Source organism: Bradyrhizobium sp. 172, from assembly GCF_023101065.1.
GTDB classification, from domain to species: domain Bacteria; phylum Pseudomonadota; class Alphaproteobacteria; order Rhizobiales; family Xanthobacteraceae; genus Bradyrhizobium; species Bradyrhizobium canariense_D.
In genome coordinates this window covers 4,382,200-4,397,646 of the sequence record NZ_CP064701.1, presented here as the reverse complement: position 1 = coordinate 4,397,646, position 15,447 = coordinate 4,382,200, and the positions used below count along the sequence as shown (strand labels likewise).

The 15,447-nt window shown below is 64.3% G+C and carries 17 protein-coding genes; 6 read left to right on the top strand and 11 right to left on the bottom strand.

Annotation, left to right across the window (positions count from 1 at the left end):
• The first annotated feature begins 20 nt into the window (after positions 1-20).
• Complete coding sequence (locus tag IVB07_RS21300; protein WP_018456356.1) at positions 21-224, top strand: hypothetical protein; 204 nt, start codon at positions 21-23, stop codon at positions 222-224.
• 26 nt (positions 225-250) lie between these two features.
• On the opposite strand, the gene IVB07_RS21295 is transcribed toward IVB07_RS21300, so the two are convergent.
• The 3 genes from IVB07_RS21295 to IVB07_RS21285 are packed head-to-tail and all read right to left on the bottom strand — an operon-like array spanning position 251 to position 2,837.
• Entirely contained in the window at positions 251-1,372 is a 1,122-nt protein-coding gene (locus IVB07_RS21295; RefSeq protein ID WP_026233153.1) for an HD domain-containing phosphohydrolase, read from the bottom strand.
• A 50-nt stretch (positions 1,373-1,422) separates the two neighbouring features.
• Positions 1,423-1,743: a PilZ domain-containing protein gene (locus IVB07_RS21290; protein ID WP_018456358.1), complete on the bottom strand. Its 321-nt coding sequence runs from the start codon at positions 1,741-1,743 to the stop codon at positions 1,423-1,425.
• A complete protein-coding gene (locus IVB07_RS21285; RefSeq protein WP_018456359.1) occupies positions 1,740-2,837 on the bottom strand; it encodes a DUF2336 domain-containing protein in 1,098 nt (365 codons plus the stop codon). Before IVB07_RS21285 ends, IVB07_RS21290 begins: the two co-directional genes overlap by 4 nt.
• 532 nt (positions 2,838-3,369) lie before the next feature.
• Here IVB07_RS21285 and IVB07_RS21280 point away from each other — a divergent pair.
• Positions 3,370-4,080, top strand: coding sequence for an AraC family transcriptional regulator (locus IVB07_RS21280; protein WP_245288436.1), 711 nt, complete (start codon positions 3,370-3,372; stop codon positions 4,078-4,080).
• 51 nt (positions 4,081-4,131) lie between these two features.
• A complete protein-coding gene (locus tag IVB07_RS21275; RefSeq protein WP_018456361.1) occupies positions 4,132-4,722 on the top strand; it encodes an NADPH-dependent FMN reductase in 591 nt (196 codons plus the stop codon).
• Positions 4,723-4,726: 4 nt separating this feature from the next.
• Here the strand turns inward: IVB07_RS21275 and IVB07_RS21270 are convergent, their stop codons facing one another.
• Both IVB07_RS21270 and IVB07_RS21265 read right to left on the bottom strand, forming a co-directional pair.
• Entirely contained in the window at positions 4,727-6,808 is a 2,082-nt protein-coding gene (locus IVB07_RS21270) for a methyl-accepting chemotaxis protein (RefSeq protein ID WP_247766649.1), read from the bottom strand.
• Between the two features lie 87 nt (positions 6,809-6,895).
• Positions 6,896-7,336 carry a DUF1810 domain-containing protein gene (locus IVB07_RS21265; RefSeq protein ID WP_018454555.1) on the bottom strand — a complete coding sequence of 147 codons (441 nt, stop codon included), beginning with the start codon at positions 7,334-7,336 and terminating at the stop codon, positions 6,896-6,898.
• Between the two features lie 212 nt (positions 7,337-7,548).
• Here IVB07_RS21265 and IVB07_RS21260 point away from each other — a divergent pair, with 212 nt between their 5' ends.
• The 3 genes from IVB07_RS21260 to IVB07_RS21250 all read left to right on the top strand — a co-directional run bounded on the left by IVB07_RS21260 (position 7,549) and on the right by IVB07_RS21250 (position 10,082).
• Positions 7,549-8,499, top strand: coding sequence for a DUF2778 domain-containing protein (locus IVB07_RS21260; RefSeq protein WP_018454554.1), 951 nt, complete (start codon positions 7,549-7,551; stop codon positions 8,497-8,499).
• 79 nt (positions 8,500-8,578) lie between these two features.
• Complete coding sequence (locus IVB07_RS21255) at positions 8,579-8,836, top strand: hypothetical protein (RefSeq protein WP_007609546.1); 258 nt, start codon at positions 8,579-8,581, stop codon at positions 8,834-8,836.
• Positions 8,837-8,990: 154 nt separating this feature from the next.
• Positions 8,991-10,082 carry a substrate-binding domain-containing protein gene (locus IVB07_RS21250; RefSeq protein ID WP_018454553.1) on the top strand — a complete coding sequence of 364 codons (1,092 nt, stop codon included), beginning with the start codon at positions 8,991-8,993 and terminating at the stop codon, positions 10,080-10,082.
• A 155-nt stretch (positions 10,083-10,237) separates the two neighbouring features.
• On the opposite strand, the gene IVB07_RS21245 is transcribed toward IVB07_RS21250, so the two are convergent.
• The 6 genes from IVB07_RS21245 to IVB07_RS21220 all read right to left on the bottom strand — a co-directional run bounded on the left by IVB07_RS21245 (position 10,238) and on the right by IVB07_RS21220 (position 15,436).
• A complete protein-coding gene (locus tag IVB07_RS21245; RefSeq protein WP_018454552.1) occupies positions 10,238-11,020 on the bottom strand; it encodes an ABC transporter ATP-binding protein in 783 nt (260 codons plus the stop codon).
• Positions 11,008-12,063, bottom strand: a complete 1,056-nt coding sequence (locus tag IVB07_RS21240; RefSeq protein WP_018454551.1) for a dihydrodipicolinate synthase family protein — start codon at positions 12,061-12,063, stop codon at positions 11,008-11,010. The genes IVB07_RS21245 and IVB07_RS21240 overlap by 13 nt, the downstream gene beginning before the upstream one ends.
• Positions 12,064-12,069: 6 nt before the next feature.
• The gene (locus tag IVB07_RS21235; protein WP_018454550.1) at positions 12,070-12,891 is read right to left on the bottom strand and encodes a GNAT family N-acetyltransferase; all 822 of its coding nucleotides are present in this window, start codon (positions 12,889-12,891) and stop codon (positions 12,070-12,072) included.
• Positions 12,878-13,915 (bottom strand): NAD(P)-dependent oxidoreductase, encoded by a 1,038-nt coding sequence (locus IVB07_RS21230; protein WP_018454549.1) that lies wholly within the window; start codon positions 13,913-13,915, stop codon positions 12,878-12,880. Before IVB07_RS21230 ends, IVB07_RS21235 begins: the two co-directional genes overlap by 14 nt.
• Before the next feature lie 18 nt (positions 13,916-13,933).
• Positions 13,934-14,704, bottom strand: coding sequence for an ABC transporter permease (locus IVB07_RS21225; protein ID WP_247766648.1), 771 nt, complete (start codon positions 14,702-14,704; stop codon positions 13,934-13,936).
• An 84-nt stretch (positions 14,705-14,788) separates the two neighbouring features.
• Positions 14,789-15,436 carry a TetR/AcrR family transcriptional regulator gene (locus tag IVB07_RS21220; protein WP_018454547.1) on the bottom strand — a complete coding sequence of 216 codons (648 nt, stop codon included), beginning with the start codon at positions 15,434-15,436 and terminating at the stop codon, positions 14,789-14,791.
• Positions 15,437-15,447 lie beyond the last annotated feature (11 nt).

The window sequence follows — 15,447 nt, the reverse complement described above, 5'->3', positions numbered from 1 at the left end:
GCTGGCGCGAGGGAATTGACATGCGGCGGCTCGCTAGCCTGGTTCGACGGTTCTTCGGCCCGCGAGTGCGGCGTCCGATCGATGATGATCCAAGTCTTCCTTTCACACCCGAAGAGTTCGGCCGGCTGATCCGCAGCGGCCGGCACGAGGACATGAAGCTGCTGGCCGAAGGGCTCGCCTGCCGGACCGTTCCGCGCCGCACCAGACATCGCGCCGCGCACTAGACTGGGGTCGAGACGGGTTGCTGCGCTTACCTCGTGAGAGCGACCTGCCTGAACGCGGTCAGCAGCGCCTTCTCCAACTTTCCGCTCATCCCGCATAGGATGTCATAGGCTTCGCTGCGTGGCAGCGTCGGCTTGTAGTGCCGATACTCGATCAGGGCCGCGAAGATGTCCGAGATCGTGAGAATCCGCACGATGTCGCCAATACTCTCGGCCCCGAGTGCATCCGGATAGCCGCTGCCGTCAAGAAATTCGTGATGATGCCGCACGGCATCGAGGATCTCCGGTGAGATATTGTCGTGGTCTTTCAGGAAATCGTAACCCGCAATCGGGTGAGTCTCGATCATGGCACGTTCGGCCGGATCGAGACGGCCGGGCTTGTCGAGGATGGCAAGCGGGATCCGGGCCTTGCCGAGGTCGTGGAACATGGCCGCCGAATACAGCCGCTCGAGATCGGCGCGGCCCACACCGAGACTCAGTCCGAAGTCGATCGCAACGCCGGTCACGAGCAGGCAGTGCTGGTAGGTTCCCTCGTGGTGGCGCCGCACAGTGGTGAGCCACTCGGACAAGCCATGCTGGGTGATGCGATCAGCGATCTTGCGGCCGGCTTCCTTCGTGCCGTCGACATCGATGGGCTCGCCGAGCGCGACGGCCGTGAACATCGACGCGATCGCCGTCGCCGCGGCCTCGACGGCATTGTCCTGCTGCGGCGCCTGACCTGAGGAAGCAGACGCCTCTTCGGCGGAATCAGCCAGCGCTGCCAGCAGCTTGATCTTGTCGATCGTCCCGGGAAGGACGAGCGTGGCCCCGAGCGCGTAGGCCTGCGAGATACTCATGTGAGAGGGGTGCTCGACCAGGAAGATGCGCTTCGTTGCCTTTGCGAACTTTATGGCTCGTTTCTTGATGGCCGCGATGGTGTGGACGTCACGCAATTCCGCACGGATGACGATCGCGAACGGCATCTGGGACAGCTTGGCTTCTGCGTCGAGCCGTTCGCCTGCGAAGGCAAACCGTTGCTCGAGAATCGAACAGACGCTCGACAATTTTTCCGAGGAGTCAGCCAGCACATGCACGAATGGGCGTGCCGCTTCCTTCTCTCGGATGCCGCCGTCGCCTTTGACGGGGCGGGATATAGTTCGCGCGTTCTGCACGGTTGACCTGAATCATGCTGGAGTTGGATCGGGCTGATGAATCCTTGGGCCTATTTGTTCTGAGCGGCAGCCTGCACAGAGGCTGCCGGTTTCTTCTTGCCGTCTGCGGTGACGAAGTGCACGCCGGCCGTGGTGCCGTCGATCCAGACCAGTTCGCAGCGCCGGTAGGCGAGCCCCGTCGAGGACAGCAGCAGGAAGAATTCCTTGGCCTGGAGCACGTCGAGCGTGCCCTCGACCTCGATCTTGGCACCGCTTTGCGATATGTCGAGCAAAACGCAACTGCGCCGCCAAGTGCCGTCCGAGCCCATTAGATTGACAGGCTGCTTGTGATCCATTTTTACGCGCATCGCTTTGCGACCGTCGAACTTCATCGGCTAACCCCCATCTTCGGGCTGCAATTTCCCGGGTCGCCTGTGCTGGCGTTTGCTACTATTTGCCCCCATCGCACTGTCCATTGGCTGGTGGACAGAAGCAGCGTCTCGAAGATCCGTTGCGCGCGCTCGCGCTCGGAATAGGAGAGCCTTTTTCCGCTGCGGTTGCTCAGGATGGTAAGGGTGGTCTGCCAGTTTAGCCGCGACGCCCGGCACGCCATGACCAGCCCCTCGCAATCGTCATCGCTCGCGACATGCTCGATAATTTCGAGCGGCGCCCCTGAAAGCACCGACAGCGCCGTGAACAAATTGGCCGTCTCGCCGCGGATCGCAAAGCGGTTCACCGTGGAATCGTTGAGCTTGCCGACGCGGTTGAGGGCGACGATCTCCGGCCTCGCGCCCGCGTAGTCGGCCCGGCAAGGCCGCTTTGGCGGAGCCGGCTCCGCTTCCGGCACCGGCGCTGCGGCGGACGGGGCGGGTGCCTTCCGGGCTGGTGGGGCGGAGAGCAGCTTGCGCACGACCAGATCGGGCGTGCCGGGCCGGAGCACCAGCGCCTTCGCGATCTCGCCGTCCTGGTCGGCCTTGGCAATTAGCGCTGCATAGGCTGCGTCGGAGAATTTCGTTCCCTGGTTCTTGATCAGGTCAAGGCAGATCGGGCCGCCGTGCTTGATCAGCGCCTCAGTCACCGTCGGCGCGATGTCGCTGCGCGCGGCGATCGCGCGTCGATGCCACTCGCCACGGGAGTCAATGACAGCCTCGAGATCGGCTGCGGAAAGTGCACGCGACTTGAGCAACACAGGACATGCCACGTCCGGACTATCGTGCGAGGCGAGACGCCACAATGTTTCGGGAGGCGCGATGTCAAGTTCCGCGAGCGCCGTGCTGAGCTGAACCAGTGCGCTGGCCTCGACCCGTTCCGTCAATCGCAGCAGAACACCGTCGACCACGTTGACGAGCAATTCCCGGCACTGGCCGCGGCTGCCAGTGAGCAACTGCACCATGCCGGCGAGAATGCGTGCGCAACGGTGCGGTGGGTAGGTTGCGACCACCTCTTCCAATTCAGCAAGAATATCAGCAGGCGAATTTGCCATCATGGCAGGGGCCTGACCTAAAATTAATTTGGACTATCGAACTGCACCTATTCCGCCCGACAGACGTTAATTTGAAGTTTGGATTTTGCTCGTCTAGGTATATCTGCACCGCTGGCCACACGGAAAACGCTATCGAAAATTGGCGAGATTTGATGCGCCGCCTTGTCCTTGGACTTCGACGCTCGCCAACTGGTCGGCATAGTTCGAAGTGATTCTTTCAGACTTAAGGCACACGGAGCGCAGAAGCGGGCCGGCATCGTCGCCGGACGCGTGTGTTGCGACGCGAAGTTCACATTGCCATGAATAGAAGTGATGATCCGCCGACGCTGGCGCCAAAGGTATTTCGCTTCACCGACGTCGATGAATTCGAAACGCCATACGAGGGCTCGACTTCGAGTTCACGCCTTTTGTACGGAGGATTTCGGCCGAGCAGAGTATTCTGTCGCTACCCGGCTGCGACGTGAATTTGACGCGGGCATTTCCGCGGGTCGTCGACGCACAGCTCGTCGAGAATTGTACCGCGATCGGATTCACGATGGACGATTTGGACGTGACCGTTCGATTCAACGGCGCGCGGCGTATACGACCCGTTATCGTCATCGGCAGCGGCGGCGCGGCTTACACCATCATTGAGGAGGTGCAGCGGCAAATCGCCTCGGTGGTGTTCAGGCCGGAGGTGACGGATCGCGGCTGGCCACAAGCAACCCTCTGCTTCAACATCTTCGAAACGACCGCTGCGGGCTTGAGCCGGCTTCGCGGTGTGGTCCGGGAAGTCTTGGAAGCCGCGTCGGAGCCCGTCGCCTCGCCCGACTTGCCGCTGAAGGCGGCCGGCATGAAGGAGACCCTGCTCGGCGCTGTGGACGCAATTTTCGAAAGTATCGTTCCCGCGCGATGGACCCTGCGCCCCAATGACGAGCGCAACTTCAAAGTCTTTCAGGACATCCGCGCGCTGCTTTCCGACGCCCTCTCGCTGCCCATCTACAGCGACGAGATCGCGCGCAAACTCGGCTTGTCCGTTCGCACCATGCACGACGTCGCCCGCCGCTATCGTGGAATGAGCCTGCACCGCTACTTGCGCCTGCGGCGGCTGTGGCTGGTGCGTCAGCGGCTGCTCGCGGGTGCCGATAGTGTCAAGGCCGTCGCGCTGGCGTTCGGCTTCTGGCATCTCGGCGACTTCTCCAGAAGCTATCGCGACCAGTTCGGCGAGACACCGTCGCAAACGCTTGAATCCGGACGGCGAACTTAGCGCGTCAAAACGTTGAGGGCCGGCCTGATGATCCGTGCTATACTGCTGCCCATGAGCAATCGCATTCTCGTCCTCTACGGTTCCTACCGTTCCGACCGCATGGGCATACGCCTAGCGAATTTCGTCATCGATCGCCTGCGCGCCCGCGGCGACGACGTCGTGTTTATCGACGCCAAGGCGATCGGCCTGCCGATGCTCGATCGCATGTACAAGGAATACCGCAAGGGCTCCGCACCCGAGGCGCTGGAGAAGCTCGCCGGAGAGATCCGCGGCGCAGATGGTTTCGTCTTCGTCACCGGCGAATACAATTGGGGCATCCAGCCGGGCCTGAAGAATCTCACCGACCACTTCCTCGAGGAGTGGTTCTGGCGCCCAGCCGCGATCGTGAGCTACTCGGCCGGCCGCCTGTCCGGCGCGCGTGCCTCGACCGCCTGGCATGGCACGTTGTCGGAGATGGGCATGGTGGTGGTGTCGAGCACCATCGGCGTCGGCCCGATCGCACAGACGCTGTCGGAAGCGGGTGAACCGATCGGCGAGGGCGGCAAAGCGCTGGAACGCTCGTTCCCGCGCTTCGCCGACGATCTCGCATGGTGGATCGAGGCGGCCAAGGCGCAGCGGGCGCGCAAGGCGCCGCCGTACTAAGCCCTTACGCCGACCTGACCTCACCGAGGAAGCGGTCGAACTGTCCGGCGAGATCGCGTGACTGGGACGAGAGCTGCTCGGCTGCGCCCAGCACCTCCCGCGCGGCCGTACCGGTGTCGTCGGCGGCGCGCTGCACGCCTGAAATGTTGGTGTTGACCTCCTGGGTGCCGCGCGCGGCTTCCTGGACGCTGCGGGCGATCTCCTTGGTCGCCGAGCCCTGTTCCTCGATCGCGGCCGCGATCGCGGTGCCGATCTGGTCGATCTCGCCGATGACGTCGGCGACGTTGCGGATCGCGGTGACGGTCTCGTCGCTCGCGGCCTGGATCGCCGAAATCTGCTCGGAGATTTCGGTGGTGGCCTTGGCGGTCTGGCCCGCCAGCGATTTCACCTCGGCAGCAACTACCGCGAAGCCGCGGCCGGCGTCGCCGGCGCGGGCGGCCTCGATGGTCGCGTTCAACGCCAGCAAATTGGTCTGCTCGGCGATGCTCTGGATCAGCGTGACGACGTCGCCGATCTTCTGCGCGCCCTCGGCCAGCGCACGGGCGGTGTCGCCGGTGCGGCGGGCGTTGTCGACGGCGCGGGCCGCGATCTCGGTGGACTGGGCCACTTGACGGCCGATCTCCGAAATCGAAGAGGTCAGCTCCTCGGTGGCGCTCGCGACCGTCTGCACGTTGCTCGATGTCTGCTGTGAGGCGGCGGCGACGACGGCGGCCTGGCTGTTGGTCTGGGCAGCCGTCGAGGTCATCGACTGCGCCGTGCTTTCCATGGTGGCTGAAGCGCGGGACAAGCCGCCGACGAGCTCGGTGACCTTGGCTTCGAACGCGCGGGTGATCCCGTCGAGCGCCTGTGCGCGGCGCATCTTGCCGTCGTTCTCGGCTTGCTTCTCGGCCGCGAGGCTGTCGGCCCTGATCATGTTGTCCTTGAAGACCCGGACCGCCGCGGCCATGGCACCGATTTCATCGGAACGCTCGGCGCCGGGAATCTGGTCCGTGACCTCGCCTTCGGCAAGCCGCGACATCCGCGTCGTCAGGTTGACGATCGGGGCGCAGACGCGGCGGCGGACCGTTACGATGAGGCCGGCGCTGGCGATCAGCACGGCGAGGAGTCCCGCGAGTGCGATGGTGAAGCTGGTGTGGGCCGCAGTGGAGGCACCGGCGAGAATCTGCTCGGCGTTGTCGTAGAAGGCGTCGCGGACCTCGATAATGGTGCTGAGGCCGCGCTGCGTGGCGGTGTAATAGGTGTCCATGTCGTGTTCGTACTTGCCGGTGACCGCACCCTCCTTCACCAGCTTGAGCTCGCGGCCGAACTCTTCGATGTAGATCGCGTTGAATTTTTCCAGCGCGGCGGCGACGTTCGCCGGCGTTGCGGGATTGCCGCGCAACTCCAGCAGCGACATCACGATCTGATCGTTGCGGCCCTGCGAGCGGCTGATCTCGGCCTTCTCGGCATCGGTCGCCGGTTTCTTGCCGCCGACGAGATTCTTGTGCAGGCTGGAGTTGAAGCCGCCCACGTCGCGCAATGTCATCGCGATGTTGGCGTAGCTGGCCTGCCGGTAGGCATCGCCGTTGAGGATCGCCATGCGGCGAACCTGCTCGTTGAGCAGCGCGGTCCCGCCGGCGTTGAGCACGGCGTTGTCGGCGACGATCTTCTTGGCGGCATCCTTGCGCGCCTCCGGCGGGCCTGCCATCGCCTTGTCGATGGCTTCGCGCAGCGCCGTGAACTTCGAATTGATGGCGTCGATGTTGCCGCCGGTGGTGTTGCCGTCATCGAACGGGCCGGGCAGGTCCTTGCGCAGCGCGTTCATCCTGTCGCGGGCGGCATCGGTCTGCTTGCGCAGCTTGTCCTGCTCGGCAAGCAGCGCCGGGTCGACCGCGGGAGGGCCATAGAGGATGTTGGTGGAAAAGCCGGGCTCGGGATTGAGGTAGCGCGGGATGTCGCTGACGGCGCGGACGATCGCCAGCCGCCCCTGCGCTTCGGTGATCCGTTCCATCGTCTGGTATTTCGTCACGGCGACGTAGACGGCGAGGCCGCCGCCCACTGTCGAGAGCGAGACGATGGCGGTGGTCAGGAGCGTACCGATTTTCATGATTCTGTCCGGCAACTGGCGCGGGAAATTATTTGCACGGACAATAGGCAGGCGATGTTAATCCCGGGTTTACGCTGGTGGCTGCGGTCACTTGGGCTGTCGGTCAAGGGCCGCGAGGATATCGAGCGTTGCCTGATCGCGCTTGTCCGAAAAATACCGGGCGAGCGCCTCGTCGAAAACGGGCTCATCGGACACCGCGTCGAACAGCGTCATCGACGAGCGGAATTTGGCATCATCGGGCGCGCCGAGGATGGCGTTGATGGTCCGGCCCTCGACGGCGAGCACGAGCCGCGTGCATTCGATCAGGCGCGGACCGAGGATGGGGTGGGCGAGATAGGCCTGGGCCTCGGCGCGGGAGGTGATGGCGTAGCGCTGGGACATGGCGCTGAAGCCGAGACCGGCGACCTGCGGGAAGACGAACCACATCCAGTGGCTCTGTTTTCGGCCCCGGGTCAGCTCCCCCTGGACGTCGCCATAGACCGGGTCCTGGGCCCGGACAAAGCGCTCTAGATCGAACGGATCGGTCATAAGATACCTTGGGATACCCTGGAATGGCTTGCCGGGGCCCTTGCCGGCCGCGATTATGCCTAACTTTTGGCTCCCAATGTGGTAGCTGGTAGAGAATCTCCGGGTGGGGGTGGGTCCCCTCGGGGGTCGATTTTGGGGATCTGATGGTTTCCGACCGGGCACGAGCCGAGGGGCTATTGTCGCGCCGCCGTATTGGGCGAGCCGAGACGATATTGCTGTCTCTGGCCGCCGTCGCGCTGGCACTGGGCGCTGCCGCCTGGGTCGCGGATATCGGCGGTTCGGCCTCGCTGGTCACCGCCGCACTGCCGCCGGCCAATGCGCCTTCGTTCGATGATCGATTCGCTTCGGCTTCCAGCAGTCCGCCCGCCCGCGAGCTCGGCCTGCGAACGCTGGAGCGCTCCGCGGTCAATGCAGTCCAGCTCAAATTGCGCGATGCCAAGGCGATGCTCGCCCAGAAGCTCCAGGCCGACGACTGGCGCTCGACCCTGACCGATGACGACCGGCATATGTCCGAGGAGACGAGACAATCGCAGCGTGCTGACGCCATCCCGATGCCGCGCTCGCGCCCGCCCCAGGCGGACATCTCCGCCCAGATTGCCTCAAGCCAGGCTTATGCCGAGACCAACCCCCGTGTCGACAACCGCAATTTCTTCGAAAAATTCACCGACAAGATCAGGCTGGCCTCGCTGACGCCCGACAGCGGCCTGTTCGGCAAGGCGCCGGATCTCGCCGCGCTTGGCTACGATTCGCGCACCGCGGTCTACGACATCTCGGCCAAGGCGCTTTACCTGCCGAGCGGCATCGCGCTGGAAGCGCATTCCGGCATGGGCGCGCTGATGGACGACCCGGAGCACGTCGACCAGCGCATGGTTGGCGCGACCCCGCCTGCGACCTACGACCTGAAGCCGCGCGAAAAACTGTTTCACGGCGTCCGCGCACTGCGCTTGACGCCCACCGAGGGCACCAGCGCGCTCGGCCGCGTCGGCCTGCTCACCCACAATTACATGCTCGGGCCTCGTGGCGACTCCAACGGCTGCGTTTCGATCAAGGACTATGATCGATTCATGAAAGCCTACGACAACGGTGAGTTCAACCGTCTGGTCGTGGTGCCGAGGCTGACCCCATCGGCGACCGCCTCGCAGCGCGCGAGCACCGAGTCCTGATATCTGCTCCGGATATTGGCCTGCTACGGCGGGGCTGCCGTTTTCCTTTCGTTAAGCCGTCATCGTCCAGAAGCAGCCCATGAGTGATCCGCAAAGTTCCGAGACCCCGCTGCGCACGACGTTCAAGATCAAGCTGAACGGCGACACGCTGGCGATCGCGACCGTCGGCCAGGCCTATCAATTCCTCACCAATTTCAAATCGGTCGAGTGGATGGAATTCCGCTCGCTGCATGAAGACGCGGTCGCGGCGCTCGAAGGCGCCGCCGAGAACGCCATGCTCGTGGTGCAGGCGACCAACGCCGTGCGCGCGCTGTTTGTGAGCGCCAAGCTGCTCTGAGAGCGACACGGGAAATTTGGGAAGATTCCCGGATTGCGCCGCGCTCCATCCGGGCTACCGCTCACTAGTTGAACTCCGCTATAGCAACAGGCCATGGTCTGCGAAGATCGCGCTCAAGCCGATACGTTGAAACATAGTTCAGGGAGAGACCATCATGAAACGCCGTACATTCCTCAAGGGCGGCGCGGTTGCCGGCGCGACGACGCTGGTTGCCGCACCTGCGATCGCGCAAAGCGCGCCCGAGATCAAATGGCGCCTGACCTCGAGCTTCCCGAAGTCGCTGGACACTATCTACGGCACCGCTCAGACTTTTGCGAAATATGTTGCCGAGGCCACCGACAACAAATTCCAGATCCAGACCTTCGCGGCCGGCGAGCTCGTTCCCGGCCTGCAGGCGCTCGATGCGGTCAGCACCGCTTCTGTCGACATGGCGCAGACCCCGCTCTATTTCTACATCGGCAAGGAGCCGGCGCTGGCCTATGCCACCGGCGCGCCGTTCGGCATGAACCATCGCCATCAGGAATCCTGGTGGCATTTCGGCGGCGGCGCCGACCTCACCAATGAGGCGCTGAAGCCGTTCAAGGCGCATGCCATCCTCTGCGGCAATTCCGGCACCCAGATGGGCGGCTGGTTCCGCAAGGAGATCAAGACCGTCGACGATCTCAAGGGCCTGAAATTCCGCATCGCCGGGATGGGTGGTCATGTGCTGGCGCGGCTCGGCGTGGTCCCGCAGCAGATCGCGGGCGGCGACATCTATCCGGCGCTGGAGAAGGGCACGATCGACGCAGTCGAATTCGTCGGCCCCTATGACGACGAGAAGCTCGGCTTCCAGAAGGTCGCCAAATATTACTACTTCCCCGGCTGGTGGGAAGGCGGCGCCATGCTGCACATGATCGTCAACGACGAGAAGTGGGCGTCGCTGCCGAAGCAGTACCAGGCGATCGTCAACCAGGCCGCGTCGGCCGCGGGCGCCTGGATGCTCGAGAAATACGACAGCGTGAATCCGGCGGCGCTGAAGCGGCTGATCGCCAACGGCGCGGAGCTGAAGGCGTTTCCGCAGCCGGTGCTGGAGGCCTGCTACACCGCGACCCAGGACCATCTGAACGAGCTCGCCATCAAGAGCGACCTGTTCAAGCGCACCAAGGAAAGCCACGACGCCTATATGAAGGAGCTGCTGTTCTACACGCAGATCGCGGAGAATTTTTACGACAATTATCTGCTCGGCAAGATGCGCAACAAGGCTTGATCGCGCAAACTCCCGTAGGGTGGGCAAAGGCGCACTTGCGCCGTGCCCACCACTGCTTGCTTGCCTCGCCATGTTGGGCACGCTTCCTCCTTCGCTCTTCGAGCTACGGCGGACAAGTCGCTTTGCCCACCCTACAGCATCTATCGTGCGGTGAATTAAGCCGCGCCCAAACCCAGCTTCTCGTAAATCCGCCGCGCATAGGCGCCGAACGCGTCCGTCGTTTTCAGCGGCAGAGCCCGTGGGAAGGGCAGGTCGATGGGGAAATAATCGGCCATCTTCGCAGGTCCGGCCGTCAGCACGGCGCAGTGCGAGGACAGGAACACGGCCTCCTGGATCGAGTGCGTGATGAAGATGATGGTCTTGCCGCTCTCGCGCCAGATCCGCAGCATCTCCAGATTCATCTGCTCGCGCGTCAAGGCGTCGAGCGCGCCGAACGGCTCGTCCATCAGGATCAGTTTCGGGTCGTGAATGAAGGCGCGCGCGATGGCGGTGCGCTGCTGCATGCCGCCGGACAGCTCGCGCGGATATTTCTGCTCGTAGCCGGCAAGACCCACCAGATTGAGCAGATCGCGCGCCCGCTCGCGCGCGGCCTTCATCGGAAGACCGACGATCTCTGCCGGCAGCAGCACGTTGTCCAGGATGGTCCGCCATTTCAGCAGCAACGCCTGCTGGAACACCATGCCAATGTCGCGGGTCGGATCGAACGGGCTTTTGGCGTTGCCGATCTTCACCGTGCCGCCGTCGGCGTCGTGCAAGCCGGCCAAAATCTTCATCACGGTGGTCTTGCCGCAGCCGGACGGGCCGACCAGCGAGACCAGCTCACCCTCCTGCACGTCCATGGTGACGTCGGACACCGCGAGGAATTCGGCGCCGCCGCTGCGATAGACCTTGCGGACGCCGTGCAGGCTGATGAAGGGGCTTGAGCTCATGCCAGCCATTTATCCAAGTTTGCGGCCACGAACGCGTCGTCGCTGAGGTCGGAATGCTCGCGGTACACGCGCTCGATCTCGTCCTTCTGGCCGGGGCTCAGGCCCTCGTTCGGATCGAGGCACCACAGGCCCTGCATCAGGCCCTGCCGTCGCAGCACCTCATGGCAGCCGGCGATGCAGCCGTGAAAATCGTTGGCGACGTCGAAGAAGGCGCTGTTGCAATCGGTGACGCGGGCATCGAGCGCGAGCAAATCGGCCGGCACGCTGTCCTTGTGCCGTGCCGCTTTGCAGCGCTCGAACTGTTTGATCGCGCTCGCCGTCCACACCGACCAGTGGCCGAGCAGGCCGCCTTTGAAATAAGTGCGCGTGGTGACGCCGTTGTCGCGGAGGTCGAACGGCAGCATCAAATCGAGCAGGATGTGGTCATCATTGCCGGTATAGAGCGCAACGCGGTCGAGCGCGCCGGCTGCTGCGACGCCGCGCAAAACATCAAGGGTCCGGTAGCGGTTGAACGGCGCGATCTTGATCGCGATGACATTGTCGATCGAGGCAAAGCGCTGCCAGAACCGGCTCGACAGGACCACGCCGCCGACCGCCGGCTGAAGATAGAAGCCGACCAGCGGAATTTCGGCTGCGACCGCTGCGCAATGCGCGATGATCTCGTCCTCCGACGCCCTCTTCATCGCAGCGAGACTGAGGAGCCCTGCGTGATAGCCGATGTCGCGCGCGGTGCGGGCTTCAGCGGTGGCCTGCCTAGTCGGACCGGCGATGCCCGCGACCAGCGCCAGCGGACGCTTGGTCCAGTTCGCCGCCGTCTCGGCGGCGAGCTCCAGCACGGGACGATAGAGGCCGACGTCACGGATCGCGAACTGCGTGGTGTGCACGCCGACCGCAAGGCCGCCGGAGCCGGCTTCGATGTAATAGCGCGTCAGCGCGCGCTGATGCTTTTTGTCGAGCTGGCGTTCGGCGGTGAGCGCGAGGGGATGCGCCGGCAGCACGGTGCCGTCGGCGATCAGCTTGCGGATCTCGCTGTTGATCTGGCTGTGGTGCATGATGTCCTATCCGAATTCAGGGCCGGCGACGGCGAATGGCATGTCTTCACCCGCGGTCTTAGCGGGGCCGAACCGCATGCGCTGGAACGGGCGCTCGATGATCCAGCCGGATGCGGTCAATCCTTCAGGGAACGCGGCTTGCGACGCGACGGCATCGAGCAGCAGCGGTCCGGTCTCCGATCGCGCGATGGCATCGACCAGGGTCAGCGCGGCTGCCGCGTCGTCGGCAAGCAGCGGGCCGATATGGCGCGCGGTACGTCCGTCGCGAACCAGCGCGATGGCGCCGTTCGCGGCGACGATGCGCGAGCCGGAACGCTGCGCGAAGTTGGAGAGCAGGGCGGTTCGATCGAGGCCCGTGGCGCGCCGGTCGCGCGCGCGGAGCGCGTCGAGCGTCGCGGACGAAGGTGCCTGCCCGGACGCGGATGCCGATTTCACCAGCTTGAGCCGGCGCAATTGCAGGGTCGGCGTGAACCCGAGCGGCCCATAGACGGCAGCACCGTCCGGGGTTGCGTCGAGCCAGCTCGTCAGGCCGCGTTCGCGCGCCATCGCCAGGCAGGCGTCGACGAGCCGCGTGGCGAGACCGCGTCGGCGATGGCTTGCCGTCACCAGCACCATGCTGATCCAGGCGTTGTCGCCGGGGTAGGGCAGGAGTGCTGCGGTCGCGACCAGTTGCGCGCCATCACGGATGCCGAACGCGACGCCGTCGCTCAAGAAAAACCGCCAGTCGTCTTCATTCTGGTTCCAGTGCGCCTCTGTCGAGAGCGCGAGGCCCGCCGCAGCATCCTCGACGCCAAGCTGGATGATGCGCGGATCGTCAGTAGCGTCCATCGCGCACCTCGTATTTGGTGGGCTTGCCGAGGCTCGGCATGGCGCGCGACACCCAATCCGCCGTCCAGGCGATCAGCTGCTCGGTGTCGACGACCGGCAGGCCGAAAAGCTCGACTGCCTTGGACGTGTCGGTCAGCCACGCGGTCGGCTCTTCGTTTCCTGTCAGCACCGGCATACGGCCGAACCTGGCGCCGAATCTTGCTGCGAGGTCGCGCACCGCCAAAATCTCGTGGCCGCTGACATTGATCGGCGAGGTCGGCGCTGTGCAATGCGCGAGGCAGCGCAGCGCCTGCGATGAGGCATCGCCCTGCCAGATGAAATTGACATGACCGATGCTGAGGTCGATCGGCGTGCCCGTGAGCACTTTCAAGGCGATGTCGTGCAGCACGCCATAGCGCATGTCGATCGCGTAGTTGAGGCGGAATAGCCGCCCGGGCGTTCCGAACTTGCGCGAAAAATACTCGAACATGCGCTCGCGGCCCACGCAGGACTGGGCGTACTCGCCGGGCGGGTTCGGCGCCATGTCCTCGCCCGATCCTTTGCCGTCGACGGGGACGAACGGATAGATGCAGCCGGTCGAGAACGCCACGATCCGCGACGAGGGGAAGGCCTGCGCGATCAGTGCCGGCACGTGCGCATTCATCGCCCAGGTCAGCGAGAGATCGCCCTCAGCGCCGAATTTGCGGCCGGCCATGAAGACAATGTTGGGCGCCTTCGGCAGCGCCTGAATCGCGGTCTCGTCCATTAGGTCGCAATTGATAGTCTCGACGCCACGCGCGTGCAGCCAGTCCTTGACGCCGGCGTCGCTGAAGCGGGCGACGCCGATGACACGGCGATCGGGCGCTGCGGCCTTGGCAAGCCCCGCAAGCGTCGGCCCCATCTTGCCGGCGACGCCGAGGATCATGATGTCGCCGTCGACCCGGGCGAGGTCGTCGATCAATGCCTGGGTCGGCCGGCACAGGAGATCGTCGAGCGCAGCGATATCAGGGATGGTCTTCGGCAGGTTGTGGCGGGTGAGGAGCATGGTTTTGGTCCTTGATCTTCAAGTTTGTCTTGCGTCGCCGACGACGAAGATGCGTTCGAGGACGAGCACGAAGCCGTAAAGCGCGACGCCGAGCAGGGTGAGCAGCACGACGGCCATCACCATCGCGGGCGTGTCGAGCGACGACTGCACCTGGATCATGAGGTAGCCGAGCCCGCGCTCGGAGGCGATGAACTCGCCGACTATGGCGCCGGCGACCGCGAGGATGGCGCCGACCTTCATTCCGGAGAAGATGTAAGGCAGCGATCCCGGCAGCTGGATCTTGCGGAACAGCGTCCAGCGCGAGCCGCGCAGCGATTTGACGAGGTCGAGCAGATCCGGCTCGACCTCGCGCAAGCCCCGCGCGGTGGTGAGCAGGATCGGGAAGAAGCAGATGCTGAAGGCGATCAGGATGTTCGGCACGATGCCGTAGGAGAACCAGACGATGAGGAGCGGACCAAGCGCGACCTTCGGGATCATGTTCAGCGTCACGAACAGCGGCAGCAGCACGAGGCTGATCAGCGGCGCCCAGCTGAAGATGACGGCCAGCGTCACGCCGACGAAGGCGCCGAGCGCAAAGCCGCCGAGGATCTCGATCGCCGTCACCAGCGTGTTGGCGTCCCAGGCGTAGCTCGCGGTTCCCAGCGTCTGGATTGTCGCGAGCGGCGAGGGCAGGATGAACTTCGGGACGTGGAAGGCATCGACCAGCACCTGCCAGAGCACCAGCACGGCGAAGTGCACGATTAGGACGATCGCAAAGCTGCGCGTATTGCGGGCGCCGTCTCCTGTCACCGGTTACCCCCTGCTGTCAGCGGCCACCTTGCCGCTGGTCGCAAGCCTAGCCGTCCCGGAGGGAAGTTTCAACCAGTTGGTTGATTATGGCCGGAGCGAATGCAGCACGAGATCGGCGACGTGCCGGCGGCGGGCGCGGCGCGCGGCCCGGCTCGACAGGTCCTTGCCGAAGATCGCCGACAGCGTCGGCGTGTTGGAGAGATAGAAATAGCTGAGGCCCGCGATGGAGATATAGAGCTGGATCGGGTCGATCCCCTTGCGGAACATGCCGGCGCGGACGCCTTCGTGAAGGATGTGGGACACGCTCTTCACCAGCGGCGAATGCATCGCCTCCAGCCGCGTCGAGCCGCGGACGTGGCGGGCACCGCCGCGGTTCTCGTCGTTCAGAAGCACGATGAAATCGGGGTTCGTCGCGAGGTAATCGAACGAGGCCTCGATCAGTTTCCGGATCGCCTTTCCCGGCGGCAGGCCTTCGAGATTGAGCTGACGTTCCTGCTCGCGGATATCGGCGTAAACCCATTCGAGCACGGCGAGATAGAGCGCGTCCTTGTCGCCGAAATAGTGGTAGACGAGCTGCTTGTTGACACCGGCGCGCTCTGCGATCTCGTCGACGCGGGCGCCGGCAAAGCCGTGCCGGGCGAACTCCTCGCGCGCCGCGGTGAGCAGCTTCTTGCGTGTGGCGACCGGGTCGCGCCGCTGCGGCACGGTGTCGCCTGAACGTTTTGCGGGCATTTCCAACCAAA